Annotated in this window: 25 protein-coding genes and 4 tRNA genes; 28 read left to right on the plus strand and 1 reads right to left on the minus strand. The window is 63.1% G+C overall.

Annotated features, from left to right (window positions below; all coding sequences use genetic code 11):
• Positions 1–98: 98 nt before the first annotated feature.
• From xcpS to EL191_RS08910, 28 genes are all read left to right on the plus strand, one after another.
• Positions 99–1,316, plus strand: coding sequence for a GspF family T2SS innner membrane protein variant XcpS (gene xcpS / locus EL191_RS08775; RefSeq protein WP_041978123.1), 1,218 nt, complete (start codon positions 99–101; stop codon positions 1,314–1,316).
• Between the two features lie 42 nt (positions 1,317–1,358).
• The gene (gspG, locus tag EL191_RS08780; RefSeq protein WP_013714866.1) at positions 1,359–1,745 is read left to right on the plus strand and encodes a type II secretion system major pseudopilin GspG; all 387 of its coding nucleotides are present in this window, start codon (positions 1,359–1,361) and stop codon (positions 1,743–1,745) included.
• 7 nt (positions 1,746–1,752) lie between these two features.
• A complete protein-coding gene (gene gspH, locus EL191_RS08785) occupies positions 1,753–2,274 on the plus strand; it encodes a type II secretion system minor pseudopilin GspH (RefSeq protein ID WP_041978127.1) in 522 nt (173 codons plus the stop codon).
• The gene (gspI, locus tag EL191_RS08790; protein ID WP_013714868.1) at positions 2,271–2,654 is read left to right on the plus strand and encodes a type II secretion system minor pseudopilin GspI; all 384 of its coding nucleotides are present in this window, start codon (positions 2,271–2,273) and stop codon (positions 2,652–2,654) included. The genes gspH and gspI overlap by 4 nt, the downstream gene beginning before the upstream one ends.
• Positions 2,655–2,833: 179 nt before the next feature.
• Positions 2,834–3,508 (plus strand): type II secretion system minor pseudopilin GspJ, encoded by a 675-nt coding sequence (gspJ, locus tag EL191_RS08795; RefSeq protein ID WP_041978129.1) that lies wholly within the window; start codon positions 2,834–2,836, stop codon positions 3,506–3,508.
• Positions 3,505–4,476, plus strand: coding sequence for a type II secretion system minor pseudopilin GspK (gene gspK, locus EL191_RS08800; RefSeq protein WP_041978132.1), 972 nt, complete (start codon positions 3,505–3,507; stop codon positions 4,474–4,476). Before gspJ ends, gspK begins: the two co-directional genes overlap by 4 nt.
• Positions 4,473–5,612 carry a type II secretion system protein GspL gene (gene gspL, locus EL191_RS08805; protein WP_017361451.1) on the plus strand — a complete coding sequence of 380 codons (1,140 nt, stop codon included), beginning with the start codon at positions 4,473–4,475 and terminating at the stop codon, positions 5,610–5,612. The genes gspK and gspL overlap by 4 nt, the downstream gene beginning before the upstream one ends.
• Positions 5,609–6,139: a type II secretion system protein M gene (locus EL191_RS08810; protein WP_017361450.1), complete on the plus strand. Its 531-nt coding sequence runs from the start codon at positions 5,609–5,611 to the stop codon at positions 6,137–6,139. The genes gspL and EL191_RS08810 overlap by 4 nt, the downstream gene beginning before the upstream one ends.
• A gap of 493 nt (positions 6,140–6,632) precedes the next feature.
• Positions 6,633–7,406, plus strand: a complete 774-nt coding sequence (locus EL191_RS08815) for an ABC transporter substrate-binding protein (protein ID WP_013714873.1) — start codon at positions 6,633–6,635, stop codon at positions 7,404–7,406.
• Positions 7,407–7,591: 185 nt separating this feature from the next.
• The gene (locus EL191_RS08820) at positions 7,592–8,281 is read left to right on the plus strand and encodes an ABC transporter permease (RefSeq protein ID WP_013714874.1); all 690 of its coding nucleotides are present in this window, start codon (positions 7,592–7,594) and stop codon (positions 8,279–8,281) included.
• A 10-nt stretch (positions 8,282–8,291) separates the two neighbouring features.
• Positions 8,292–8,990 carry an ABC transporter permease gene (locus EL191_RS08825; RefSeq protein ID WP_013714875.1) on the plus strand — a complete coding sequence of 233 codons (699 nt, stop codon included), beginning with the start codon at positions 8,292–8,294 and terminating at the stop codon, positions 8,988–8,990.
• A 28-nt stretch (positions 8,991–9,018) separates the two neighbouring features.
• Positions 9,019–9,783: an ABC transporter ATP-binding protein gene (locus tag EL191_RS08830; RefSeq protein WP_041978135.1), complete on the plus strand. Its 765-nt coding sequence runs from the start codon at positions 9,019–9,021 to the stop codon at positions 9,781–9,783.
• A 55-nt stretch (positions 9,784–9,838) separates the two neighbouring features.
• Positions 9,839–10,819, plus strand: coding sequence for a transcriptional regulator ArgR (gene argR, locus EL191_RS08835; protein WP_026041958.1), 981 nt, complete (start codon positions 9,839–9,841; stop codon positions 10,817–10,819).
• Positions 10,820–11,238: 419 nt separating this feature from the next.
• Positions 11,239–12,459, plus strand: a complete 1,221-nt coding sequence (locus tag EL191_RS08840; RefSeq protein WP_013714879.1) for an aspartate aminotransferase family protein — start codon at positions 11,239–11,241, stop codon at positions 12,457–12,459.
• A 124-nt stretch (positions 12,460–12,583) separates the two neighbouring features.
• A complete protein-coding gene (gene aruF, locus EL191_RS08845) occupies positions 12,584–13,600 on the plus strand; it encodes an arginine/ornithine succinyltransferase subunit alpha (protein ID WP_017361449.1) in 1,017 nt (338 codons plus the stop codon).
• Between the two features lie 83 nt (positions 13,601–13,683).
• On the plus strand, positions 13,684–14,700 hold the full coding sequence (gene astA / locus EL191_RS08850; protein ID WP_041978139.1) for an arginine N-succinyltransferase: 1,017 nt from the start codon (positions 13,684–13,686) through the stop codon (positions 14,698–14,700).
• A gap of 62 nt (positions 14,701–14,762) precedes the next feature.
• A complete protein-coding gene (astD, locus tag EL191_RS08855) occupies positions 14,763–16,226 on the plus strand; it encodes a succinylglutamate-semialdehyde dehydrogenase (protein WP_013714882.1) in 1,464 nt (487 codons plus the stop codon).
• Positions 16,226–17,572: an N-succinylarginine dihydrolase gene (gene astB, locus EL191_RS08860; RefSeq protein WP_041978142.1), complete on the plus strand. Its 1,347-nt coding sequence runs from the start codon at positions 16,226–16,228 to the stop codon at positions 17,570–17,572. Before astD ends, astB begins: the two co-directional genes overlap by 1 nt.
• 57 nt (positions 17,573–17,629) lie before the next feature.
• Positions 17,630–17,908: a topoisomerase II gene (locus EL191_RS08865; protein ID WP_017361446.1), complete on the plus strand. Its 279-nt coding sequence runs from the start codon at positions 17,630–17,632 to the stop codon at positions 17,906–17,908.
• Positions 17,909–17,925: 17 nt separating this feature from the next.
• Positions 17,926–18,939 (plus strand): succinylglutamate desuccinylase, encoded by a 1,014-nt coding sequence (gene astE / locus EL191_RS08870; RefSeq protein WP_041978144.1) that lies wholly within the window; start codon positions 17,926–17,928, stop codon positions 18,937–18,939.
• A gap of 117 nt (positions 18,940–19,056) precedes the next feature.
• Entirely contained in the window at positions 19,057–20,061 is a 1,005-nt protein-coding gene (ltaE, locus tag EL191_RS08875) for a low-specificity L-threonine aldolase (protein ID WP_041978147.1), read from the plus strand.
• Between the two features lie 285 nt (positions 20,062–20,346).
• Entirely contained in the window at positions 20,347–22,971 is a 2,625-nt protein-coding gene (alaS, locus tag EL191_RS08880; protein WP_041978150.1) for an alanine--tRNA ligase, read from the plus strand.
• A gap of 101 nt (positions 22,972–23,072) precedes the next feature.
• Complete coding sequence (locus EL191_RS08885) at positions 23,073–24,311, plus strand: aspartate kinase (protein ID WP_013714888.1); 1,239 nt, start codon at positions 23,073–23,075, stop codon at positions 24,309–24,311.
• A gap of 191 nt (positions 24,312–24,502) precedes the next feature.
• Positions 24,503–24,688: a carbon storage regulator CsrA gene (csrA, locus tag EL191_RS08890; protein ID WP_003244478.1), complete on the plus strand. Its 186-nt coding sequence runs from the start codon at positions 24,503–24,505 to the stop codon at positions 24,686–24,688.
• A 61-nt stretch (positions 24,689–24,749) separates the two neighbouring features.
• Positions 24,750–24,840: transfer RNA gene (locus EL191_RS08895), tRNA-Ser, on the plus strand.
• Between the two features lie 71 nt (positions 24,841–24,911).
• Positions 24,912–24,988: transfer RNA gene (locus EL191_RS08900), tRNA-Arg, on the plus strand.
• A gap of 75 nt (positions 24,989–25,063) precedes the next feature.
• Positions 25,064–25,140: transfer RNA gene (locus EL191_RS08905), tRNA-Arg, on the plus strand.
• 73 nt (positions 25,141–25,213) lie between these two features.
• A tRNA-Arg gene (locus EL191_RS08910) sits at positions 25,214–25,290 on the plus strand.
• A gap of 44 nt (positions 25,291–25,334) precedes the next feature.
• Here EL191_RS08910 and bamE read toward each other — a convergent pair.
• Positions 25,335–25,829, minus strand: a complete 495-nt coding sequence (gene bamE, locus EL191_RS24555) for an outer membrane protein assembly factor BamE domain-containing protein (protein ID WP_041978157.1) — start codon at positions 25,827–25,829, stop codon at positions 25,335–25,337.
• Between the last annotated feature and the right edge of the window lie 179 nt (positions 25,830–26,008).

The raw sequence follows: 26,008 nt of genomic DNA on the forward strand, positions 1-26,008 counted from the left end.
TCTTGTCGGAGCGGCTGGGCGGCATTTCGCTTCAGCCGCGAGTCATTGTGAATCGCGGCTGAAGCCGCTCCTACATTTACAGTCGAAGCGATCTGTCGATGGCCGCCTTTGAATACATCGCTCTGGATGGACGTGGTCGCCAGCAGAAGGGCGTGCTGGAGGCCGACAGCGCGCGCCAGGTGCGCCAGCTGTTGCGTGAGCGGCAGTTGGCGCCGCTGGAGGTCAAGGCCACGCGCAGCCGCGAGCAGGGCAGTGGTCAGGCGCGCCTGGGCTTTGCCCGTGGTCTGTCGGCACGTGACCTGGCACTGGTCACCCGCCAGTTGGCAACGCTGATCCAGGCGGCGCTACCCATCGAAGAGGCACTGCGCGCCGCTGCCGCGCAATCAACCAGTTCGCGTATCCAGGGCATGCTGCTGGCGGTACGTGCCCGCGTGCTGGAAGGCCACAGCCTGGCCGGCAGCCTCAAGGAGTTTCCGGCCGCCTTCCCCGAGCTGTATCGCGCCACGGTGGCAGCCGGCGAGCACGCCGGGCACCTGGGCCCGGTGCTGGAGCAGTTGGCCGATTACACCGAGCAGCGCCAGCAGTCGCGGCAGAAGGTCCAGCTTGCACTGCTTTATCCAGTGATCCTGATGTGCGCCTCGTTGCTGATCGTCGGCTTCCTGCTCGGTTATGTGGTGCCGGATGTGGTCAAGGTGTTCGTCGATTCCGGGCAGACCCTGCCGGCACTGACGCGCGGGCTGATCGCCCTCAGTGATTGGGTAAAGGCGTGGGGGCTGGTCGCGGTGGTGGCACTGGCGCTGGCGATCTTCGCCTTGCGCGCAGCCCTGCGTGACGAGGCATTCAAGCTACGTTGGCATCGCTTTCTGTTGCGTATACCGCTGATTGGCCGGCTGGGCCGCGCCACCGATTGCGCGCGCTTCGCCTCGACCCTGGCGATCCTCACCCGTAGCGGTGTACCACTGGTCGAGGCGCTGGCGATTGCCGGCGAAGTGATCGGCAATCGGGTGATCCGTGGCGAGGTCGTGGTGGCGGCGCAGAAGGTGCGCGAGGGCGGTAGTCTGACCCGTTCGCTGGAGGCCACCGGGCAGTTTCCGCCGATGATGCTGCACATGATCGCCAGCGGTGAACGCTCCGGCGAGCTGGATCAGATGTTGGCGCGCACGGCGAAGAACCAGGAAAACGACCTCAGCGCGCAGATTGCCTTGCTGGTCGGATTGTTCGAGCCGTTCATGCTGGTTTTCATGGGCGCAGTGGTGCTGGTGATCGTGCTGGCCATCCTGTTGCCGATTCTTTCTTTGAACCAAATGGTGGGATAGCAGGTGAGAAAATCTCAGGCGGGCTTCACGCTCATTGAAATCATGGTGGTGGTGGTGATTCTGGGCATTCTGGCGGCGCTGGTGGTGCCACAGGTGATGAGCCGGCCGGATCAGGCCAAGGTCACTGCCGCCCAGAACGACATCCGTGCCATCGGTGCTGCACTGGATATGTACAAGCTCGACAACCACAACTACCCCAGCACCCAGCAGGGGCTGGAGGCACTGGTGAACAAGCCGAGCGGTAACCCGCCGGCGAAGAACTGGAACAAGGACGGCTACCTCAAGCGCCTACCGATCGACCCCTGGGGTAATCCTTATCAGTACCTGGCGCCCGGCACCAAGGGTGCCTTCGATCTCTATTCGCTCGGCGCCGACGGCAAGCAGGGCGGCAGCGACCTGAACGCCGACATCGGCAACTGGGATCTCTGACCGGATCATGATCGGCATGCCGGCACAGACGCGCGGTTTCACCCTGATCGAGCTGCTGGTGGTGCTGGTGATTCTCGGCAGTCTGATCGGCCTGGCCGTGTTCAGCACCGGCATCGCCGGACCGGCTCGCGAGTTGCGTAGCGAGGCCGAGCGGCTCAGCGGGCTGATCGGCGTACTGGTCGACGAAGCAGTGCTGGATAACCACGAATACGGCCTGAGCTTCACCCGTGAAGGCTATCGGGTGTTGCGCTATGACCCGCAGCGTGCCGAGTGGCAGGCGCTGGATCGGCAGACACACCGCTTGCCGGAGTGGGCAGAGTTGGCGTTCGAGATCGAGGGCGAGGCGCTCTCCCTGCCGGCAACGAGCAGCACGGGTGCGCCGCAGCTGCTGATCCTTTCCAGTGGCGAACTGACGCCTTTTCGCCTGCGCCTGGCCGAGCGCCGGCGCGATGGCTTGCGCCTGCAACTGTCCAGCGACGGCTTCGGCCTGCCGCGTGTCGAGGAACTGGGTGCGGGGCGTGCCGAATGAAGGGCGCTCGCGGTTTTACGCTGCTCGAAGTGCTGGTGGCGCTGGCCATCTTCGCCCTGGTCGCCGCCAGCGTGCTGACCGCCAGCGCGCGTAGCGTGCGTACCGCCAGTCAGCTGGAGGACAAGACCCTGGCCATGTGGGTGGCCGACAATCGCCTGACCGAGTTGCAACTGGCGGACACGCCGCCAGCCGATGGCCGCGACCAAGGGCAGGTGGAATTCGCCGGGCGTCGTTGGCTTTGGCAGAGCGAGATCCAGGCGACCAGCGAGCCGGCCATGCGTCGCGTGACGCTTTGGGTCGCTGCTGAAGAGCGCGGCGCTAGCGGTGATCTACGTGAGCGGGCGCTGGTGACCCTCAGTGGTTTCCTGGGGGCGCCATGATGCGTAGGAGCGAGCTCTGCTCGCGAATCCGTGGCGACGCCATTTCGCTCGCGACGCTTGCTCCAGCCCGTAGGATGGGCCGGGCGGCGCTCCGCTTCAGCCTACCAATAGCGGCCAGCTCTGGTGGGCTAAAGCCCACCCTACCAACTGGTGAGCCTCAGCGGTTTTCTGGGGGCACCATGATGTGTGGGAGCGCTCAGCGCGGCTTTACCCTGCTGGAGCTGCTGATCGCCATCGCCATCTTCGCCCTGCTGGGGTTGGCCACCTACCGCATGCTCGACAGCGTGCTTAGCGCCGATGCCGTCACCCGTGAGCACGAGCGTCAGTTGCGTGAGCTGACTCGTGCTTTGTCCGCTTTCGAGCGCGATCTGCGCCAGGTGACGGTGCGGCCTATTCGCGACGCTTTTGGTGATGCCCAGCCGGCACTGCACGGCGATCTGGCCGATGCCACAGCGCTGGAGCTGACCCGCGCCGGCTGGCGCAACCCGCTCGGCCAGCCGCGCGCGGAGATACAGCGCGTGCGCTGGCAGCTCAGTGGCGAACAATGGCAGCGGCGTTATTGGCGTGTGCTGGACCGCGCGCAGGACAGTGCACCGCAAATCCAACAGGCGCTCGATGGTGTCGAGTCGCTGAGCCTGCGCTACCTAGACAAGGACGGGCAGTGGCAGCCCGACTGGCCGCCGGCCAATGCCTCGGGCGATGGCCTGCTCACCGACTTGCCGCGAGCCATCGAGCTGCGCCTGCAGCATCGCCGTTATGGCGATTTACGTCGCCTGCTGCGCTTGCCGGACTTGCCGGCAGAAAACCGTGCCGGTGAGGCACCGGAAGAGCCGAATGAGGTGCCGCAGGCATGAAGCGCCAGAACGGCGTAGCGCTGATCACCGTACTGCTGGTGGTTGCCGTGGTAACGGTGGTCTGCGCCGGGCTGATCGCCCGGCAGCAGCTGTCGATACGCAGCAGTGCCAACCAGTTGCACGTGACTCAGGCCTGGCAATACGCGCTGGGTGGCGAGACCCTGGCCAAGGCGGTTCTACAACGTGATCTGCGCCAGGGCGATCCGCGCCAGCCCGTGGACCATCCACTGGAAGCCTGGGCCAGGCCGTTGAAGTTCCCGCTGGATGAGGGCGGCGAGCTGCGCGTGCGTATCGTCGACCCCAGCGGGCGCTTCAATCTCAACAGCCTGGTGCGCCAGGGCCGGCCTAACGAGTTGGCGGTATTGCGTCTGCGCCGTCTGTTGCAGCGCCTGGGCATGGATAAACCCTACGCCGAGCGTCTGCTGGACTGGCTGGACAACGACAGCGAGCCGCAGGGTGGCAGGGGCGCCGAGGACAGCCAGTACCTGCTGGCGACGCCGCCTTATCGTACGGCTAGCCGTGAGATCACCGATGTTTCCGAGTTGCGCCTGTTGCTGGAGATGGAGGAGGCCGACTATCGACGTTTGCTGCCCTTCGTCAGTGCGTTGCCCGGCGAGGCGTTGCTCAACGTCAATACGGCCTGCGCCATGGTGCTCTCCAGCTTGTCCGATGGTTTGACGCCGGATGCGGCGCTGGCGCTGATCGCCGCGCGTGGCGCCGATGGCTACGCCAGCCCGGCAGCCTTTGCCGCGCAGCCTGCGCTTGCCGGCCTGGGCGAACAGGCGGTGCAGGGGCTGGCGGTTGGCAGCCAGTATTTCGAGGTGTTCAGCGAAGTGAGCCTGGGTGAACGCCGGGTGGTATTGCGCAGCCTGTTGCAGCGCAGCAATGATGGCCGGGTCAGTGTCCTGGCGCGTGACCTGGGGCAGGGCGGGCTGCCGCCAGCGCCGATTGAGGAAGAACAAGAATGACACCCCTATGGATTTTCCTGCCGCCCGAGGCGTGCCACGAACTGTCCGCGGATCTTCCCGTGCAGTGGGTCACGGCAGACGGCAGCCGCTCCTTGAGCCTGTCCGATGCCCTGGCGGATTTGCCCGCGCACTGGGAACTGGTGCTACCGGTGGAGGCCGTGACTGCATGCGCCGTGCACTTGCCGACGCAGAAGGCGCGCTGGATGCGCCAGGCGCTGCCGTTCGCGGTGGAGGAACTGCTGGCCGAGGATGTCGAACTGATGCATTTGGCCCTGGGCGAGCGCCTGGGCGATGGCCGGCATCGGGTCTATGCCATGCGCGTCGCCTGGCTACGTGAATGCCTGGCGCTGTTCGCCGCGCAGCCACCTCAGGCCATCCGCGTCGACGCTGACCTGCTGCCGCGCCACGGCAGCCAACTGCTCTGGCTGCACTCGCGTTGGTTGCTGGGGGGCGAGGCGCCCTGGCGTCTGGCCCTGCAAGGTGAGGACTGGCCGGCGCTGGCAGGACGTTGCACGCCACCCTGCGTCGCGCGAGCGCCGGCCAGCCAGGCGCTGCCCGAGCCGGTCGATGAACGGCTACAAGTGGCGGATGCGCATCAATGGCTGGTGCAACAGGGCGGTGGCGTCGACCTGGCACAGGGCGCGTTCGCCCTGCGCCAGAGCGGCGAGGGTTGGCTGCGCTGGCGCCCGCTGGGCGGGGTGCTGGCGCTGTGTCTGGTCTTGCAGTGGGGCTTCAATCTGGCGCAGGGCTGGTATCTGCAGCGCGAAGCCGATGCCTACGCTGCCTCCAGTGAGGCGCTGTATCGCGAGCTGTTTCCGCAGGACAACAAGCTGATCAACCTGCGTGCGCAGTTCGATCAGCACCTGGCGCAGTCTGCCGGCAGCGACAGCCCGCTACTCGGATTGCTTGCCGAAGTGGCTGCCGCTTTGAATGCCGATGGCGCTGCACAGGTGCAGGTCAACCAGCTCGACTACAGCGCGATTCGAGCCGATTTGTCGCTGCAGTTGCAGGCGCCCGGTTTCGCCGAGCTGGAACGCTTGCGTGAGCGCCTGGAGGATTCGGGGTTGTCCGTGCAGATGGGCTCGGCAAGCCGAGAGGCCGAGGGTGTCAGCGCGCGCGTGGTGATAGGAGGATGACCGGCATGTCGAAGATGGGCCTGAGTGAAAGCCTGCAACAGCATTGGCAGCGTTCGCCGTTGGCGCTGCGCTGGCAGGCACTGCCGGCGCGTGATCGTCTGGCGCTCGTGGCGCTGGGCGTGTTCCTGTTGCTGGTGCTGTTCTACCTGGCGTTGTGGCAACCGGCGCAGCGCCACGCACAGGACGCTCGCGCCGCGTTCGAGGAGCAGCGCGCGCTGTATGCCTACCTGCAAAGCCGTGCGCCGCAGGTACAGGGTCGTGACCTGCAGCCACGCACCAGCATCGACCCGGCACGCCTGCAGGGCGTGGTAACGGCCACTGCGGCCGAGCAGGGGCTGGTGATCGAGCGCCTGGATACCGAAGGTTTTGCTGCGGTACAGGTCAACCTGCAGCCGGTGGCGTTCGCCCAGTTGCTGCGCTGGATCGAGGTGCTGGAAGGACAGGGCATCCGCGTTGAGGAAGCCGGGCTGGATCGCGCCGAGGAGAATCGCGTGATTTCGCGCCTCAGCCTGCGTGTAGATGGGTAGGGCGCGCCACGCGCACCGGCTTCCCACGCGTTTCGCTACCAGATCGGTTATGTCTGTGCGCATGGTGCTCCTACGGTTTTAGGCGGGGTATCGGTAACAGTGCGCACCCGATTGGGCGGTTAGGGAACGTTGTTGCGCCGATAGGGTGCCAGTTTCAGCGGTAGATGGCGGGTGTGGGAGTCGTTAGCGCCCATGCCATCGGGCTTTACAGAAATCTGGCCTGAGTATTGCCTTAATTATCCGTTTACCTTTTCTGCTTGATCACTCCTTTTTCAAGCTGTCAATATCTACGCCCGGCGCATCCAGTGCTTCTGTAATTAGTTGTCGCATTGAGGAAATATCGCCTCATTGCCTGCCGCTAGAATGCCGCTCACCCAGCCAAGGCCCTTTGTCGCTTGTCCACCACGACAGCGCAGCACCGCCTTCTACAATCCATAAAAGGCCCGGGCCCCTCACTGCCATCGATGCCATACCCAATTCGAAGGAGCAAAGAATGAAGAAGATCGCACTGCTCGGCGCCCTGGCGCTGTCCCTGATGTCGCCCCTGGCGCTGGCCGAGAAGCCGCTGCGCATTGGCATCGAGGCGGCCTATCCGCCCTTCGCATTCAAGACTCCCGATGGTCAGATCGCCGGCTTCGACTACGACATCGGCAACGCCCTGTGCGAAGAGATGAAGGTCGAGTGCAAGTGGATCGAGCAGGAGTTCGACGGTCTGATCCCGGCGCTGAAGGTGCGCAAGTTCGACGCCGTGCTGTCGTCCATGTCGATCACCGAAGATCGCAAGAAATCCGTGGATTTCACTGGCAAGTACTACGCCACCCCGGCCAAGCTGGCGATGAAAGCCGGTACCGAGATCAAGGACCCGCTGGTTGACCTGAAAGGCAAGAAAATCGGCGTGCAGCGCTCGTCCGTGTATGACCGTTACGCCACCGACATCTTCGCTCCGGCCGGCGCCGAAATCGTGCGTTACAGCTCGCAGAACGAGGTGTTCCTGGACATGCAGTCCGGCCGCCTCGACGCCACCCTGGCCGATTCGGTGAACATCGATGACGGTTTCCTCAAGACCGACGGTGGCAAGGGCTTCGCCTTCGTAGGACCGGACTTTACCGACGTGAAGTACTTCGGCGAAGGCCAGGGCATTGCCGTGCGCAAGGGTGACAAGGCGCTGGCCGACAAGATCAGCGCGGCCATCCTGGCCATTCGCGCCAACGGCAAGTACAAGGAAGTGCAGGACAAGTACTTCGACTTCGACGTTTACGGCGAGTAAACGCTCCGGGGCAGATTGAAGTGGCACTAACCTTTGCCGAGGTTGTGCCACTTTTTTCTTGGTTAATCCTGTAGAGCAGCTGCCTGAACGCCTGTACAGGCGTTCAGGTGTTGTACGCCGCTTGGGCGACATCATTTTCCTTTGTGCTATACGGCGCCATCGCGGTGCCTGAGAGGTATTGGCGCATGCTTCAAGGCTACGGCTTGACCATTCTCGATGGTGCCTGGCTTACCGTGCAGTTGGCGCTGCTGTCGATGGCGGTCGCCGTCGCGCTTGGCCTGCTCGGTGCGGCTTTTCGTCTGTCACCAGTGAAATGGCTGGCCCTGATGGGCGAGACCTACGCCACGGTGATTCGCGGTATTCCCGAGCTGGTGCTGATCCTGCTGATCTTCTTCGGCGGTCAGGACCTGGTGAACCGCATCGCTCCGCTGCTGGGGCATGAGGATTACATCGATATCAATCCATTCGTTGCAGGTGTCGGCACGTTGGGCTTCATCTACGGCGCCTATCTGTCGGAAACCTTCCGCGGTGCCTTCATGGCGATCCCGAAAGGGCAGGGCGAGGCGGGAATGGCGTATGGCATGAGCCCGCTGCGGGTGTTCTTGCGCATCCTCGTGCCGCAGATGATCCGCATGGCGATTCCTGGCATCACCAATAACTGGCTGGTACTGGTCAAGGCCACTGCGCTGATCTCCCTGGTGGGGCTGCAGGACATGATGGCCCGGGCCAAGAGCGCCGGTGATGCGACCCGCGAGCCGTTCATCTACATCCTCCTGGTAGCCGCCGTGTACCTGGCGATCACCAGCGTGTCGCTGCTGGTGTTGCGCTATATCGAGCGTCGCTATTCGGTCGGCGTGAAAGCCGCCGAGCTCTGAGGGAGTGACCATGCTTTTCGATTACAACGTGGTACTCGACAGCCTGCCGCTGTACTTCGGCGGTGTGCTGGTGACCCTCAAGCTGCTGCTCATCGCCCTGGCTGTGGGTCTGCTGCTGGCGGTGCCGCTGGCGATCATGCGGGTATCCAGGCAAAAACTGATCAACTTCCCTGCCTGGCTCTATACCTACGTGATCCGCGGCACGCCGATGCTGGTACAGCTGTACTTGCTGTACTACGGCCTGGCCCAGTTCGAGGCGGTGCGCGAGACCTTCATGTGGCCCTACCTGTCCAGCGCCACCTTCTGTGCCTGCCTGGCCTTCGCCATCAATACCAGTGCCTACACCGCGGAAATCCTCGCGGGCAGTCTCAAGGCCACGCCGCCGGGCGAAATCGAGGCGGCCAAGGCCATGGGCATGTCGCGCCGCAAGCTGTACCAGCGCATCCTGCTGCCGTCGGCGTTGCGCCGGGCGCTGCCGCAGTACAGCAACGAGGTGATCATGATGCTGCACACCACCAGCCTGGCTTCGGCGGTTACCCTTGTCGACATCACCGGTGCGGCCAAGACTCTCAGCTCGCAGTACTACATGCCGTTCGAAGCCTACGTCACTGCCGGCCTGTTCTATCTGGCGCTGACCTTCATCCTGGTGCGCTTGTTCAAGCTGGCCGAACGCCGCTGGCTGGCCTACCTGGCGCCGCGCAAGGCCTGATGCCATCACGATTCAAGAGACCCCGAACATGTACAAACTCGAAGTTCAGGACCTGCACAAGCGCTACGGCAGCCATGAGGTGATCAAGGGCGTGTCGATGGCGGCCAAGGCCGGCGACGTGATCAGCATCATCGGCTCTAGCGGCTCGGGCAAGAGCACCTTCCTGCGCTGCCTGAACCTGCTGGAGCAGCCGCATGCGGGCAAGATTCTGCTCAACGGCGAAGAGCTGAAGCTGGTGCCGGCCAAGGACGGTTCGTTGCGCGCCGCCGATGCCAAGCAGTTGCAGCGTATGCGCTCGCGCCTGGCCATGGTGTTCCAGCACTTCAACCTGTGGTCGCACATGAGCGCCCTGGAGAACGTGATGGAGGCGCCGGTGCATGTGCTTGGCGTCAGCAAGGCCGAGGCTCGCGACAAGGCCGAGCACTACCTGGCCAAGGTTGGCGTTGCGCACCGCAAGGATGCCTACCCGGCGCACATGAGCGGTGGCGAGCAGCAGCGCGTAGCCATTGCCCGTGCCCTGGCGATGGAGCCGGAGGTGATGTTGTTCGACGAACCGACTTCGGCACTCGACCCGGAGTTGGTCGGCGAAGTGCTCAAGGTGATGCAGGATCTGGCCACGGAAGGCCGCACCATGGTGGTAGTGACCCACGAGATGGGGTTTGCCCGCGAGGTGTCGAATCAGCTGGTGTTCCTGCACAAGGGGCTGGTGGAAGAGCACGGTTGCCCGAAGGAAGTGCTGGCCAATCCGCAATCCGAGCGGCTCAAGCAGTTCCTTTCCGGTAGTCTCAAATAATAAGAAGCTAGACTGCGCACTGAACCGGTGCACAGCGGACCTTGAACAGACACTAATGACCCCCCATCGAATTGGCTTTTTGTACTGGCCTGGCACCAAGGCTTTGACTCTGTCTCTGGCGGAGGAGGCCCTGCGCGTCGCCCAGCGGGTGCATCCGGAAGTGGTGTACGAGCTGGTGTTCCTTCAGGCCGAGCCGCTGGCGGCCGGTGACTGGCGTCTACCGGGCGAGCCCTGGGCCGGGCATCTGGAGGGGCTGGACAAGCTGTTCCTGCTTGCCGATGCGCCGCCAGCGCAGGTGTCCGCCGGCCTGGCGGCTGCGCTCAAGCAGCAGGTGCGTAGCGGTTGCGTGATTGGCGGGCTGTCTGCCGGGGTCTATCCGCTGGCCCAGCTTGGTTTGCTCGATGGCTATCGCGCCGCGGTGCACTGGCGTTGGCAGGATGATTTCTCCGAGCGCTTCCCCAAGGTCATCGCCACCAGCCACTTGTTCGACTGGGATCGTGATCGTCTGACAGCCTGCGGCGGCATGGCCGTGCTCGATCTGCTGCTGGCGGTGCTGGCGCGTGACCATGGTGCCGAACTGGCTGGTGCGGTGAGCGAGGAGCTGGTGGTCGAGCGCATTCGTGAGGGCGGTGAGCGTCAGCGTATTCCGTTGCAAAATCGCCTGGGCTCCAGCCACCCGAAGCTGACCCAGGCCGTGCTGCTGATGGAGGCCAATATCGAGGAGCCGCTGACCACCGACGAGATCGCCCAGCACGTATGCGTGTCGCGCCGGCAGTTGGAACGCATCTTCAAGCAGTATCTCAATCGTGTACCCAGTCAGTACTACCTGGAGCTGCGCCTGAACAAGGCGCGCCAATTGCTGATGCAGACCAGCAAGTCGATCATCCAGATTGGCCTGTCCTGCGGCTTCTCCTCGGGGCCGCACTTCTCCAGCGCCTATCGCAACTTCTTCGGCGCCACCCCGCGCGATGATCGCAACCAGCGCCGCAGCAACAGCCCCTTCGAGTTGACCTCGACGCCAGTCGAGCGGGGCTGAGGCGGCGTCTTCTACAAGCTTGTCTCCCCTCTCCCGCTTGCGGGAGAGGGGCGGGGGAGAGGGGCTGTCCGACACTCCGAGTTGCCTGAGCCACCCTCTCCCCAGCCCTCTCCCATAAATGGGAGAGGGAGTAGGTCGTGCATGGTTACGCAAGCAGGACTTTCGATACCGACCAGTCAGCCTGCGGAGATTTTTTCTAGCAGCGTGCTCCCAGCGGCGATCTGCGATTAAACTGCGCCTTTCCGACGCTTTCTGTCGCTTGGACGAAAACCCGCGGAAAACCTGGGGTAGCGCTGTAAGAAGTTGTCGCATGGCGACAATGCCGGCCCCAATTCAGTCCCTACAATCCTTGCATTCCCTGTCGTTTCGGGCGCTTTGTCGCCTGCCTGCGACCGGTATTTCTCATCAGGAGAGCTTTGATGTCCGTTCAGCACGATGCGGTGCAACGCGCCGACTTCGACCAGTTCATGGTCCCCAACTACGCCCCTGCTGCCTTCGTTCCCGTGCGCGGCCTGGGTTCGCGAGTCTGGGATCAGAGCGGTCGAGAGCTGATCGACTTCGCTGGCGGCATCGCCGTCAACGTGCTGGGCCACTGCCACCCGGCGCTGGTCGCGGCGCTGACCGAGCAGGCCAATACCCTGTGGCACATCTCCAACGTATTCACCAACGAGCCGACCCTGCGCCTGGGCAAGAAGCTGGTCGAGGCGACCTTCGCCGAGCGCGTGTTCTTCTGCAACTCCGGTGCCGAGGCCAACGAGGCCGCGTTCAAGCTGGCGCGTCGCGTCGCTCATGACCGTTTCGGTCCGGAAAAGCACGAGATCATCGCGGCGACCAACAGCTTTCACGGCCGCACCCTGTTCACCGTCAGTGTCGGTGGCCAGCCGAAGTACTCCGACGGTTTCGGGCCGAAGATCCAGGGCATCACCCATGTGCCCTATAACGATCTGGAGGCGCTGAAAGCCGCCATCTCGGACAAGACCTGCGCCGTGGTGCTGGAGCCCGTGCAGGGCGAAGGCGGTGTGCTGCCGGCGGACAAGGCCTATCTGGAAGGCGCCCGCGAGCTGTGCAACGCGCACAATGCGCTGCTGGTGTTCGATGAGGTGCAGAGTGGCATGGGCCGTACCGGCGAGCTGTTTGCCTATATGAATTACGGCGTGGTGCCGGACATTCTCTCCAGCGCCAAGAGCCTGGGCGGTGGCTTCCCCATCGCGGCGATGCTCACCACCACCGATCTGGCCAAGCATTTCTCGCCCGGCACCCACGGCACCACCTACGGTGGTAACCCGCTGGCCTGTGCCGTTGGTGAGGCAGTGCTGGACATCGTCAACACCCGTCAGACGCTGGACGGCGTCAAGGCCAAGAGCGAACAGTTCAAGACCCGTCTGCTGGCGCTGGGCAAACAGTACGGCCTGTTCGAGCAGGTGCGCGGCATGGGGCTTCTCCTTGGTTGCGTGTTGAATGACGCGTGGCAGGGCAAGGCCAAGCAGGTGCTCGATGCCGCCACAGCCGAAGGCCTGATGATTCTGCAGGCCGGTCCGGACGTGGTGCGCTTCGCCCCGAGCCTGGTGGTCGAAGATGCCGATATCGAAGAAGGCCTGGCCCGTTTCGAGCGTGCGCTGAGCAAACTGACTGCGGCCTGAGCTCTTGCTGACTGACTGTGGGAGGGGCTTTAGCCGCGACAATCGCGGCTGAAGCGCCTCCCACGGTTGTCCGCCTGACCCTGGCTGCGAGTCCTATAGATTCCGTGTTTAGAAGGAGTGACCCATGCTGGTGATGCGCCCTGCGCAAATGGCGGACCTGGCCGATGTGCAGCGACTGGCTGCTGACAGCCCGGTGGGCGTCACTTCATTGCCGGACGATGCAGGCCGGCTGGGCGACAAGATCGCCGCATCGGAGGCATCCTTCGCCGCCGAAGTCAGTTTCAATGGAGAGGAAAGTTACTTCTTCGTCCTCGAGGACACCGACAGCGGTCGACTGGTCGGCTGCTCCGGGATCGTCGCCTCGGCTGGCTATTCCGAGCCTTTCTACAGCTTTCGCAACGAAACCTTCGTACACAACTCGCGAGAGCTGAAGATCCACAACAAGATTCATGTGCTGTCGCTGTGTCACGACCTGACCGGCAATAGCCTGCTCACAAGCTTCTATGTCGAGCGCCCGCTGGTCAGCAGCGCGTTCGCCGAGCTCAATTCGCGTGGGCGCCTGTTGTTCATGGCCGGGCACCCGGAGCGCTTCGCCGACGCGGTCGTGGTGGAGATCGTCGGCCATAGCGACGAGAACGGTGATTCGCCGTTCTGGGATGCGGTGGGGCGCAACTTCTTCGACATGACCTACGCCGAGGCCGAGCGCCTATGCGGCCTCAAGAGCCGCACCTTCCTTGCCGAGCTGATGCCGCATTACCCGATCTACGTGCCGCTGCTCTCCGACGAGGCCCAGGAGGCCATGGGGCAGGTGCACCCGCGTGCGCAGATCACCTTTGACATCCTCATGCGCGAAGGCTTCGAGACCGATCACTACATCGACATCTTCGACGGTGGCCCGACCCTACATGCGCGCACCTCGGGCATTCGCAGCATTGCGCAAAGCCGCCTGGTGCCGGTGAAGATCGGTGAGGCCGAGGCGGGTGGGCGCCAGTACCTGGTCAGCAATGGCCAGCTGCAGGACTTCCGCGCCATCGTCGCCGACCTCGACTGGGTGCCGGGCAAGCCCGTGGTGCTCAGTGTGCAGGCGGCCGAGGCGCTGGGAGTGGGGGAAGGTGCCAGCGTCAGGTTGGTAGCGGTTTAACAGGCTCTGCTCCGGCTGGAGAGGGCGCCCCTTCGAGGGCGGATGAGAGTGCCGACGGTACTCTTGAGGAATCTGGAGGATTTATGATCGTTCGTCCCGTGCGCAGCGCCGACTTGCCGGCCCTGATCGACCTGGCTCGCAGTACCGGCGCCGGCCTGACCACGCTGCCGGCCAACGAGGAGCGCCTGGCGCATCGGGTCGGCTGGGCGGAGAAGGCCTTTCGCGGCGAGGCCGAACGTGCCGATGCCGACTACCTGTTCGTACTCGAAGACGATACCGGCAAGGTAGTGGGCATTTCTGCGGTGGCCGGCGCTGTCGGCCTGCGTGAGCCCTGGTACAACTACCGCGTCGGCCTGACCGTCAGTGCTTCGCAGGAGCTGAACATCCATCGCCAGGTGCCGACGCTGTTCATGGCCAACGACCTGACCGGCAATTCCGAGTTGTGCTCGCTGTTCCTGCACGCCGATCACCGCAGCGGCCTCAATGGTCGCTTGCTGTCGAAGGCGCGCCTTCTGTTCATCGCCGAGTTTCGCGAGCTGTTCGGCGACAAGGTCATCGCCGAGATGCGCGGCATGTCGGACGACCGCGGGCGTTCACCGTTCTGGGAAAGCCTCGGCCGGCATTTCTTCAAGATGGAATTCTCCCAGGCCGACTACCTCACCGGCGTGGGTAACAAGGCCTTCATTGCCGAGCTGATGCCCAAGTTTCCGCTTTACACCTGCTTTCTCTCCGAAGATGCGCGTGCCGTGATCGGCCGTGTGCACCCGGACACCGAGCCTGCGCTGGCCATGCTCAAGGCCGAGGGGTTCAGCTATCAGGGCTACGTCGACATATTCGATGCAGGCCCGGCCATCGAGGCGGAAACCGCGAAGATCCGCGCTGTGCGCGACAGTCAGAACCTGGTGCTGGCCATCGGCACGCCAGGCGACGACGCCGAGCCGTTCCTGGTGCACAACCGCAAGCGTCATGACTGCCGCATTACCGCTGCGCCGGCGCGTATGGCGGCAGGCACGCTGGTGGTCGATCCGCTGACCGCCAAGCGCCTGCGCCTATCGGCTGGCGATCAGGTGCGGGCGGTGGCGCTGGCGGCACACGGCTGAGTTATGGGTTTGTGCAGCGGCGCAGGCCGGCCGCTGGAAAATGCTGGGAGTGGTAGAACAAGATGAACACTCATTACATCGCAGGTCAGTGGCAGTCCGGTCAGGGCGAGCCGCTGCAATCGCTCGATCCGGTCAGCCAGACCGTGCTCTGGCAGGGCCTGGGCGCCACCGCTGCGCAGGTCGATGCTGCCGTTGCGGCGGCGCGCGGCGCGTTCTCGCTATGGGCAGCGCATTCGCTGGATGGCCGCATCGCGGTGCTGGAGCGGTTCGCCGCCCGCCTGAAAACGCGTGCCGACGAAGTGGCGCGGGCGATCGGCGAAGAGACCGGCAAGCCGCTGTGGGAAGCTGCCACCGAAGTGAACAGCATGGTGGGCAAGGTCGCCATTTCCATCCAGAGCTATCGCGAGCGTACCGGCGAGAAGAGCGGCCCACTGGGCGACGCCACAGCCGTGTTGCGGCATAAGCCACATGGCGTGGTGGCGGTGTTCGGTCCCTACAACTTCCCCGGCCACCTGCCCAACGGGCATATCGTGCCGGCCCTGCTGGCCGGTAACTGCGTGCTGTTCAAGCCTAGCGAGCTGACGCCCAGGGTGGCCGAGCTGACCGTGCAATGCTGGATCGAGGCCGGGCTGCCTGAAGGCGTGCTCAGCCTGCTGCAGGGTGGCCGTGAAACCGGTATTGCCCTGGCTGGTCACCCCGGCATCGACGGGCTGTTCTTCACCGGCTCCAGCCGCACCGGCAACCTGCTGCACGCTCAGTTCGCCGGGCGCCCGGACAAGATACTGGCGCTGGAGATGGGCGGTAACAACCCACTGCTCGTCGATGAGGTGGCCGATGTCGACGCGGCGGTCTACACCATCGTCCAGTCCGCATTCATCTCTGCGGGCCAACGCTGCACCTGTGCCCGCCGCCTGCTGGTGCCGCAGGGGGAGTGGGGCGACGCCCTGCTGGCGCGCCTGGTGCAGGTTGCCGGGCAGATCAAGGTGGGGCGCTTCGACGAGCAGCCAGCACCGTTCATGGGGGCGGTGATTTCCCTGCAGGCTGCCGCTCAACTGATGCAGGCGCAGCAGGACCTGCTCGCCGGTGGCGCCACGGCGCTGCTGGCGATGACGCAACCCCAGGCGGGCGCCGCACTGCTTACGCCCGGCATCCTCGATGTCACGGCGGTGAGCGACCGTCCTGACGAGGAGTTCTTCGGCCCGCTGCTGCAGGTGATCCGCTACGACAGCTTCGAGTCCGCCATCGCCGAAGCCAACGCTACCGTTTACGGCCTGGCTGCGGGGCTGTTGTCCGACTCGCGCGCGCGCTTCGAGCAATTCTGGCTGCATAGCCGCGCCGGCATCGTCAACTGGAACAAGCAGCTCACCGGGGCCGCCAGCACGGCACCCTTCGGCGGTATCGGCGCCTCGGGCAACCACCGCGCCAGCGCCTACTACGCCGCCGATTATTGCGCCTACCCGGTGGCCGGGTTGGAGAGCGAAAGCCTGGCCCTGCCCGCGACCCTGACCCCGGGAGTGACCCTGTGATGGCCGCCTATGAGATGAACTTTGACGGCCTGGTCGGGCCGACGCACAACTACGGTGGATTGTCCTACGGCAACGTCGCCTCGCAAAGCAACAGCCAGGTCGTGTCGAGCCCTCGGGAAGCAGCCAAGCAGGGCCTGGCGAAGATGAAGGCGCTGATGGACATGGGCTTCAAGCAGGGCGTATTGGCCCCGCAGGAGCGCCCGGACGTCGCTGCGTTGCGCCGTTTGGGCTTCACCGGCAGCGATGTCGAGGTGATCCAGCGCGCAGCGCGTGAGGCCATGCCGCTGTTGGTGGCAAGCTGCTCGGCATCGAGCATGTGGACGGCCAACTCCTGCACCGTCAGCCCCAGCGCCGATACGGCGGACGGGCGTGTGCACTTCACTGCCGCCAACCTCAACTGCAAGTTCCACCGCAGCATCGAGCACCCGACCACCAGCCGCGTATTGCAGGCGATGTTCGCCAACCAGGCACATTTTGCCCATCACCCGGCACTGCCTGCCGTGGCGCAGTTCGGTGACGAGGGCGCGGCCAACCACACGCGTTTCTGCAAGGGCTATGGCGATGCCGGGGTCGAGTTCTTCGTCTATGGGCGCAGCGCCTTCGATACCCGTTATCCGGCGCCGGCACGCTATCCCGCGCGACAGACTTTGGAGGCCAGCCAGGCCGTGGCGCGCCTGCACGGGCTGAGCGAGGAGGGTGTGGTCTATGCCCAGCAGAACCCGGCGGTGATCGATCAGGGTGTGTTCCACAACGACGTGATCGCCGTGGGCAACGGTGAGGTGCTGTTCTATCACCAGGACGCCTTCCTCGATACCGACAAGGTCCTGGCCGAACTGGGCGCCAAGCTGGCGCGGCGTGGCGGCAGCTTCCAGCCCGTGTGCGTGCCGGGCTCTGCCGTCAGCGTGCAGGATGCGGTGCGTTCCTACCTGTTCAACAGCCAGCTACTGAGTCGAACCGATGGCAGCATGCTGCTGATCGTGCCGGAAGAGTGCCGCAACAATGCCAGCGTCTGGCGCTATCTGCAGCAGCTGACCGCTGGTAACGGGCCGATCCGCGAAGTCCGTGTATTCGACCTCAAGCAGAGCATGCAGAACGGCGGCGGCCCGGCCTGCCTGCGCCTGCGTGTGGCGCTCAACGAGCATGAGCTGGCGGCGGTCAATCCGGGCGTGGTGATGAGCGATGCGTTGCACGACACACTGGTGGCCTGGGTCGACAAGCACTACCGTGATCGCCTGAGCGAAGCCGATCTGGCCGACCCGCAATTGCTGACCGAATGCCGCACGGCATTGGATGAACTGACGCAGATCCTTAAACTGGGCTCGGTCTATCCTTTCCAACTGAACTGACCCGCAGGGTGGATGTCGCTTGTTACATCCACCTTACCCAACTCTCCCGGAGATTTTATGAGCGACGCGCTGCAACTGATTCTCGAAGATAACGACGGCACCCAACTGGAAACCTCCTGCAGCCGCTTTGCCGTGGTGTGGCAGGGCAAGGAGTTGTGGGTCCAGGCCGTTGGCGATCAGTTGCTGATCGGTGTCGACGTGGAGGAGGGCGATACCGAGTACGCCAATCTGCTGCTGCGTCCGCAGGCGACCAACCTGGTCAGCCTGCAACTGGAGATGGAGCCGGCCCTGGCTGATGATGACGATCATGTGCATGGCCCGGACTGCAATCACTAAGTCTTGAGGAGTGTTCGATGCTTGCCCTCGGCAAACTGCTTGAACTGACCCTGGCCGGCCATGAGCCGTCGGCGAAGATTCAACTGACGCCCGATGGCACGCGTCTGCGCTGGCTGGATGAGGGCGCGCTGGAGGTGACTCCGCCTGCAGCGCGCGACAATGGCCTCGATTTGCTGCTGTCGGCCGGCATTCACGGCAACGAAACCGCACCAATCGAATTGCTCGACCGCCTGTTACGTGGCATCGCTCGCAATGAGTTGCATCCGGCCGCGCGCATTCTCTTTCTGTTCGGCAACCCCGAGGCCATGCGCCGTGGCGATCGTTACATCGAGCAGGACCTCAATCGCCTGTTCAGCGGTCGTCACGAGCAGTCCAGCGGCTTCGAGGCGATCAGGGCCTGCGACCTCGAACACCTGGTCGTCAATTTCTTCGGCAAGGACACCGGCCGTACACGCCTGCACTACGACCTGCATACCGCGATACGTGCGTCCAGGATCGAGCAGTTTGCTCTTTACCCCTGGGAAGAGGGGCGCGCGCATTCCCGTCGTGAGCTGGAGCGTCTGCGCGCTGCCGGTATCGAGGCGGTGCTGCTGCAGAACAAGGCATCGACCACCTTCAGCGCCTACACCTACGCACAGCTCGGTGCCGAAGCCTTCACTCTGGAGCTAGGCAAGGCCCGCGCCTTCGGGCAGAACGAGCTGGTCAACCTCGATCTGCTGGAGAACGCCCTGCACGCGCTGATCGAAGGGCGTGAGGTGATCGACGGCGAGCCGACGCTCGATGGCCTGCAACTGTTCTCGGTCTCGCGCGAAGTCATCAAGCACAGTGATAGCTTCCAGCTGCATGTGCCTGCGGATATCGAGAACTTCACCGAGCTGGAGCCTGGCTACCTGCTGGCCGAGGATATCGCCGATACCCGCTGGATCGTGGAAGAGCAGGGCGCGCGCATCATCTTCCCCAATCCCAAGGTCAAGAACGGCCTGCGCGCCGCCATCCTGATCGTACCTGCCAATGGTGCCAGTTTGGCGTAGCCCGGATTCATCCGAGTTATCTCGTTGGCAAGCTGCTTTATCGCGTAACTGTATCTGTCTCCGCTCGAGTGAGCGCTTTAGCATGGGCTTTTCGCCAAACAAGCCAGGAAGCCTGTCATGCCTCTGATCGACTTGCGTAGTGACACCGTCACCCAACCCACCGCCGCCATGCGCGAAGCCATGATGGCTGCCGAGCTGGGTGACGATGTGTATGGCGAGGACCCCACGGTCAATCGCCTGGAGGCCTGGTTGGCGGCGGAGCTAGGCTTCGAGGCAGCATTGTTCGTGCCCACCGGCACCATGAGTAACCTGCTGGCCCTGATGGCGCATTGCGAACGCGGTGACGAATACATCGTCGGCCAGCAGGCGCATACCTATAAATACGAGGGCGGTGGAGCCGCTGTGCTTGGTTCCATCCAGCCGCAGCCGATCGAAGGCGAGGCCGATGGCTCGCTGGACCTGGCCAAGGTCGAAGCGGCGATCAAACAGGACGACTTCCACTTCGCTCGCACCCGTCTGCTGGCACTGGAAAACACCATGCAGGGCAAGGTGCTGCCGCTCGAGTATCTGGCGGCTGCGCGGGAATTTACCCTGCGTCGGGGCCTGAGCCTGCATCTGGATGGCGCACGTTTGTACAACGCATCGGTCAAGCTGCAGGTGCCTGCGCGCGAGATTACCCAGTATTTCGATTCGGTGTCGGTGTGCCTGTCCAAGGGGCTCGGCGCGCCGGTTGGCTCGGTGCTCTGTGGCAGCAGTGCACTGATCGCCAAGGCGCGTCGTCTGCGCAAGATGGTTGGCGGCGGCATGCGTCAGGCAGGTGTGCTGGCGGCAGCCGGGCTCTATGCTCTGCAACATCAGGTTCAGCGCCTGGCCGAAGATCACGCCAAGGCCGCACACTTGGGCGAGGCGTTGACCGAGCTGGGTTATAGCGTCGAGCCGGTGCAGACCAACATGGTCTATGTGCAACTTGGCGAGCGTGCGGGGCAGATCAAGGGCTTTATGGCCGAACGAGGCATCGCTGTGAGTGCTGCGCCGCGTCTGCGCCTGGTGACTCATCTGGATGTTGGAAGCGCGGGCGTCGAGCGTGTGATCGAGGCGTTCGCTACCTTCCGTTCCCATTGAGCGAAATGCCGGCAGTTCATAGCTGTCGGCTATCAACAAGGCACTAGCCGCGGGCGACAGGGCCGATATAATGCGTCCCTTTGCAGACTGCAGCGATAACTGCTGCGCTCGGTCATGCAGTGTTAAAAACCGGCTCGTGCGCGAGTTCGATCAGAATGCTCATTTACAACCTGTAAACTGCGCTTCTTCGCCGGCTTTTGCCTTGCCTGACCTTCGCTCGCGACGTTCTCGCTTTGGTCTGCTTCGCCGGCTTTGCCGTGGCCGCCTGATTCCGTGGATATCCCTATGAAAAGCGCAGAAATCCGTGAAGCCTTCCTGAGCTTCTTCGAAGAAAAAGGGCACACCCGTGTCGCTTCCAGCTCGCTGATCCCGGCGAACGACCCGACCCTGCTGTTCACCAACGCAGGCATGAACCAGTTCAAGGACTGCTTCCTGGGCCTGGAAAAGCGCGCCTATACCCGCGCCACCACCAGCCAGAAGTGCGTGCGTGCTGGCGGCAAGCACAACGATCTGGAAAACGTCGGCTACACCGCGCGCCACCACACCTTCTTCGAGATGCTGGGTAACTTCAGCTTCGGCGACTATTTCAAGCGTGATGCCATTCATTACGCCTGGGAGTTTCTGACCTCCGACAAGTGGCTGAACCTGCCCAAGGAAAAGCTCTGGGTCACCGTCTACGCCACCGATGACGAGGCCTACGACATCTGGACCAAGGAAGTCGGCATCCCCACCGAGCGCATGATCCGCATCGGCGACAACAAGGGCGCGCCGTACGCTTCGGACAACTTCTGGGCAATGGGCGATACCGGCCCGTGCGGTCCCTGCACCGAGATCTTCTTCGACCACGGCGAGCACATCTGGGGCGGCCCACCCGGCAGCCCGGAAGAGGACGGCGACCGCTATATCGAAATCTGGAACAACGTCTTCATGCAGTTCAACCGCACTGCGGACGGCGTATTGCACCCGCTACCGGCGCCGAGCGTGGACACCGGTATGGGCCTTGAGCGCATCAGCGCCGTGCTGCAGCACGTCAACTCGAACTACGAGATCGACCTGTTCCAGAACCTGCTGGCCGCTTCGGCCAAGGCCATCGGTTGCGCCAATGAAGGTCAGGCCTCGCTGAAGGTGGTGGCTGACCATATCCGTTCCTGCAGCTTCCTGATCGCCGACGGCGTGACCCCGTCCAACGAAGGCCGTGGCTACGTGCTGCGCCGCATCGTGCGTCGCGCCTGCCGTCACGGTAACAAGCTGGGTGCCAAGGGCAGCTTCTTCTACCAGATCGTCGCCGCGCTGGTGGCCGAGATGGGCGAAGCCTTCCCTGAGCTCAAGCAGCAGCAGGCGCATATCGAGCGCGTGCTGAAAACCGAGGAAGAGCAGTTCGCCAAGACCCTGGAACAGGGCCTGAAGATCCTCGAGCAAGATCTGGCCAGCCTGCAGGGCTCGGTCATTCCTGGCGATGTGGTGTTCAAGCTGTACGACACCTACGGCTTCCCGGTCGACCTGACCGCCGATATCGCCCGTGAGCGCGAGTTGTCGGTGGACGAGGAGGGCTTCGAGCGTGAGATGGAGGCGCAGCGTGAGCGCGCCCGTTCCGCCAGCGCCTTCGGCATGGATTACAACGCCCTGGTCAAGGTCGACGCCGACACCCGCTTCCTCGGTTACGAGGGCACCAGCGGCAGCGGCAAGATCATCGCCCTGTTCAAGGCCGGTGCCGCGGTCGACAGCCTCGCCGAAGGCGAGGAGGGCGTGGTGGTGCTGGATCAGACCCCGTTCTATGCCGAGTCCGGTGGCCAGATCGGTGACTGCGGTTTCCTCGAAGGTGCCGGTGTGCGCTTCGACGTGCGTGACACCACCAAGGCTGGCGGCGCCTTCCTGCACCATGGCGTGGTCGCCAAGGGCGGCCTGAACGTTGGCGCCAGCGTCAAGGCCGAGGTCGATGCAGAGGTGCGCCAGGCCACTGCGCTTAACCACTCGGCGACTCACCTGCTGCACGAAGCCCTGCGCATCGTGCTCGGTGGCCACGTGCAGCAGAAGGGCTCGCTGGTCAACAGCCAGCGCCTACGTTTCGACTTCAGCCACTTCGAGGCGATCAAGCCCGAGCAGATCAAGCAGCTCGAGGACATCGTCAATCGCGTGGTGCGCGAGAACTCGGTAGTAGAGACCGAGGTTACCGATATCGAAACCGCCAAGGCCAAGGGCGCCATGGCGCTGTTCGGTGAGAAGTATGGCGATCAGGTGCGCGTGCTGAGTATGGGCGGGGACTTCTCCGTCGAGCTGTGCGGCGGTACCCACGTGGCCCGCACTGGCGACATCGGTCTGTTCAAGATCGTCAGCGAGGGCGGCGTTGCGGCAGGTGTGCGTCGTATCGAGGCCGTCACCGGTGCAGCCGCGCTGGCTTACCTCAATGGCGCAGAAGAGCAGCTCAAGGAAGCCGCCTCTCTGGTCAAGGGCAGCCGTGACAACGTACTCGACAAACTGTCTGCGCTGATCGAGCGTAACCGCCAACTGGAAAAAGAGCTGGAGCAGCTCAAGGCCAAGGCTGCCAGCGCCGCGGGTAACGACCTGGCCGGCTCGGCGGTGGACGTGAAGGGCACCAAGGTGCTGGCTGCGCGTCTCGATGGTCTGGATGGCAAGGCGCTGCTGGCGCTGGTCGATCAGTTGAAGAACAAGCTGGGCAGTGCGGTGATCCTGCTCGGTGGCGTGTTCGAGGAAAAGGTAGTGCTGGTCGCTGGTGTAACTCAGGACCTGACGTCCAAGCTCAAGGCCGGTGACCTGATGCGTCAGGCCGCTGCGGCCGTGGGCGGCAAGGGCGGTGGTCGCCCTGACATGGCTCAGGGTGGCGGCGTCGATGCCGGCAAACTGGATGAGGCCCTGGCCCTGGCGGCGACCCTGGTCGAGCAGGCTTCGTAAATAGTGTGAAAGCGGGGCCCGCAGTGCGTCCAGCGGGCCTTGGCAGTGTGACCCGATGCGGGTTTAATGGGCGCCCTTGAGGAATCAGGCGGCTTTTTGAAATGGCTTTGATCGTACAGAAGTTTGGGGGCACCTCCGTCGGCACCGTCGAGCGTATCCAGCAGGTGGCCGAGAAGGTTAAGAAGTTCCGCGAGAAGGGTGACGACATCGTCGTCGTGGTATCCGCCATGAGTGGCGAAACCAACCGCCTGATCGATCTGGCCAAACAGATCACCGACGGCGAGCCGGTACCGCGCGAGCTGGATGTGATGGTGTCCACTGGTGAGCAGGTGACCATCGCCCTGTTGGCCATGGCACTGATCAAGCGTGGTGTGCCGGCGGTGTCCTACACCGGCAACCAGGTGCGCATCCTCACCGACAGTGCGCACAACAAGGCGCGCATTCTGCACATCGATGACCAGAAGATTCGTGCCGACCTCAAGGCTGGTCGTGTCGTCGTCGTCGCCGGCTTCCAGGGCGTCGACGAGCATGGCAGCATCACCACCCTCGGTCGTGGCGGTTCCGATACCACCGGCGTGGCTCTGGCGGCGGCGCTGAAGGCCGACGAGTGCCAGATCTATACCGATGTCGATGGTGTCTACACCACCGACCCGCGCGTGGTGCCCAAGGCCCAGCGTCTGGAGAAGATTACCTTCGAAGAGATGCTGGAGATGGCCAGCCTCGGTTCCAAGGTTCTGCAGATCCGCTCGGTGGAGTTCGCCGGCAAGTACAACGTCCCGCTGCGCGTCCTGCACAGCTTCCAGGAGGGGCCGGGCACCCTCATTACCCTTGATGAAGAGGAATCCATGGAACAGCCGATCATTTCCGGCATCGCTTTCAATCGCGACGAAGCCAAGCTGACCATCCGTGGGGTGCCGGATATCCCTGGCATCGCCTTCAAGATTCTCGGCCCGATCAGCGCCGCCAACATCGAAGTGGACATGATCGTGCAGAACGTCTCGCACGATAACACCACTGATTTCACCTTTACCGTGCACCGTAACGACTACAACAACGCCCTGGGCGTGTTGCAGAAGACCGCTGACGAGCTGGGTGCCCGTGAAGTGGTGGGGGATACCAACATTGCCAAGGTTTCGATCGTCGGTGTCGGCATGCGTTCCCACGCCGGTGTCGCCAGCCGCATGTTCGAAGCGCTGGCCAAGGAAACCATCAACATCCAGATGATCTCCACCTCCGAGATCAAGGTGTCCGTGGTCATCGAGGAGAAGTATCTGGAGCTGGCGGTGCGCGCTCTGCATACTGCCTTCGAGCTGGATGCCCCGGCCCGACAGGGTGAGTGATTGATCTGATCCGAAAGGCGCGGCTGGTTCCGCGCCTTTCGTTTTTTTGACCGACTTGCGGGAACTTTCTTTCTGCGCGGGCTGGTCAATACTTGGGTGGAGGCTTTCAGGCTTGTTTTAGCAGGGAGCCGGCACCATTTTCTTTTTGCAGACTGTTGTCCTGAAAAATGTAATCCGTGAAGGAGAAAGGAATGCTGATTCTGACTCGCCGGGTCGGAGAGACCCTGATGGTCGGTGATGATGTGACTGTCACCGTGTTGGGCGTGAAAGGTAACCAGGTGCGTATTGGCGTCAATGCGCCTAAAGAGGTTGCCGTACACCGTGAAGAAATCTACCAGCGCATCCAGAAAGAGAAGGGTGACGAACCAAGCCACTAATTTTTCTACAAATTTTTGTTTGCAAACGGGGAAAACATGTTTATCATGCGCCCCGTGTTGCGGAGAGGTGGCCGAGTGGCCGAAGGCGCTCCCCTGCTAAGGGAGTACACCTCAAAAGGGTGTCGGGGGTTCGAATCCCCCCTTCTCCGCCATTATTCAGCGAGTCGGGCGTAAGCCGGGCTGGCGAATCAACCAGAGGTGATCTGGTATAAAAGCACCAGACGGACTCATAGCTCAGCTGGATAGAGTACTCGGCTACGAACCGAGCGGTCGGAGGTTCGAATCCTCCTGAGTCCGCCATATTCAAATGGCTTGCATCGCTGCAAGCCATTTTGTTTCAACCAGTGGTGATCTGGTCTAAAAGCGCCAACGTGTGGACTCATAGCTCAGCTGGATAGAGTACTCGGCTACGAACCGAGCGGTCGGAGGTTCGAATCCTCCTGAGTCCGCCATATTCAATGGCTCTGCAGCGATGCAAGGTCATGTTTCAACCAGCGGTGATCTGGTCTAAAAGCGCCAACGTGTGGACTCATAGCTCAGCTGGATAGAGTACTCGGCTACGAACCGAGCGGTCGGAGGTTCGAATCCTCCTGAGTCCGCCATACCCAAAGGGCCTGCAGCAATGCAGGCCCTTTTTCTTTGTGCGTTATTTCTTCACGCAGCCGGCTTCGTCGAAGCTGACCTGTCGGCTGTTGCCGCCTTTGCGTTTTTCACGATAGTAGTAGCGCTGCTGCCCATTGCTGGCCGTGACTCTGTCCGGTTTGCCCAGGCTGTTTTCCACATCGGCACGGCTCATGCCGCGGCGAATTTCCTTACGGATGATCGCCTGGCGCCTCTCGCTGCTGCTCAGCAGGTTGCCGCAACCATCGTCCTGCTGGCCGACTATCACCACTTCGCCGGAGTTGGCGGTCGTCGTTGCCTTTCGTCTGTCCGGGGTGGCTAGCGGGATGGGCTTGCCGCTGCTTGGCGTATGGTTGCGCGCGTCCTGCAGATGCTGCTCCTGGTCGCTGGAGCAGCCGTGTCGGGTGAAGGTGACATGGCCGTCAGTGCCCACGCAGCGGAACACGCTGGCGGCCGAGCTGTCTTCAATAGGGGAGAGAAGCGCAGCGGCGAATAGCGCTGCCAGGTGCCGTCCTCGCATGAATCGTCCTCCATGACGTTACACGTTTCAGGTTAGACCGTTTTTTCTCGTGTGCCAGGGTGTCTTGGCGTGCACGACTGGCGTCGCATAGCCAGGTTTTCATGCGGGATTGAAGTTTGCGATGCAAGCAGTTGTTCTTGCCGCGCTTTTGTCACGTACAAAGCTGTTTTGCGGTGTTA

Source organism: Pseudomonas mendocina, from assembly GCF_900636545.1.
In the GTDB taxonomy this organism is placed as follows: Bacteria; Pseudomonadota; Gammaproteobacteria; order Pseudomonadales; family Pseudomonadaceae; genus Aquipseudomonas; species Aquipseudomonas mendocina.